The sequence below is a fragment of the Cronobacter sp. HA18006 genome, assembly GCF_011605445.1.
Classification (GTDB): Bacteria; Pseudomonadota; Gammaproteobacteria; order Enterobacterales; family Enterobacteriaceae; genus Cronobacter; species Cronobacter sakazakii.
The window spans coordinates 1-1,139 of sequence record NZ_JAANQB010000017.1; the positions used below are offsets into that span (position 1 = coordinate 1).

Genomic DNA, 1,139 nt, shown 5'->3' on the forward strand with positions numbered 1-1,139 from the left:
AACGTCGGTACTATCGGCCACGTTGACCATGGTAAAACAACGCTGACCGCTGCCATCACTACCGTTCTGGCGAAAACCTACGGTGGTTCTGCTCGTGCATTCGACCAGATCGATAACGCGCCGGAAGAAAAAGCTCGTGGTATCACCATCAACACCTCTCACGTTGAATATGACACCCCGACTCGCCACTACGCGCACGTTGACTGCCCGGGCCACGCCGACTACGTGAAAAACATGATCACCGGTGCTGCTCAGATGGACGGCGCTATCTTGGTTGTTGCTGCGACTGACGGCCCGATGCCGCAGACCCGTGAGCACATCCTGCTGGGTCGTCAGGTAGGCGTTCCGTACATCATCGTGTTCCTGAACAAATGCGACATGGTTGATGACGAAGAGCTGCTGGAACTGGTTGAGATGGAAGTGCGCGAGCTGCTGTCTCAGTACGACTTCCCGGGCGACGACACCCCGATCGTTCGTGGTTCTGCTCTGAAAGCGCTGGAAGGCGACGCTGAGTGGGAAGCGAAAATCATCGAGCTGGCAGGTCACCTGGATTCCTACATCCCGGAACCGGAGCGTGCGATTGACAAGCCGTTCCTGCTGCCGATCGAAGACGTATTCTCCATCTCTGGTCGTGGTACCGTTGTTACCGGTCGTGTAGAGCGCGGTATCATCAAGGTTGGTGAAGAAGTTGAAATCGTGGGCATCAAAGACACCGCGAAATCCACCTGTACTGGCGTTGAAATGTTCCGCAAACTGCTGGACGAAGGCCGTGCGGGCGAGAACGTAGGTGTTCTGCTGCGTGGTATCAAACGTGAAGAAATCGAACGTGGTCAGGTACTGGCTAAGCCGGGCTCCATCAAGCCGCACACCAAGTTCGAATCTGAAGTGTACATTCTGTCCAAAGACGAAGGCGGCCGTCACACTCCGTTCTTCAAAGGCTACCGTCCGCAGTTCTACTTCCGTACGACTGACGTGACTGGCACCATCGAACTGCCGGAAGGCGTGGAGATGGTAATGCCGGGCGACAACATCAAAATGGTTGTTACCCTGATCCACCCGATCGCGATGGACGACGGTCTGCGTTTCGCAATCCGCGAAGGCGGCCGTACCGTTGGCGCGGGCGTGGTTGCTAAAGTTCT

The 1,139-nt window shown here is 56.1% G+C and carries 1 protein-coding gene; it reads left to right on the forward strand.

Going from position 1 to position 1,139, the window contains the following annotated elements; translation table 11 throughout:
* On the forward strand, positions 1-1,139 hold a 1,139-nt coding region (gene tuf / locus G9X48_RS09035), incomplete at both ends, for an elongation factor Tu (RefSeq protein ID WP_097642009.1).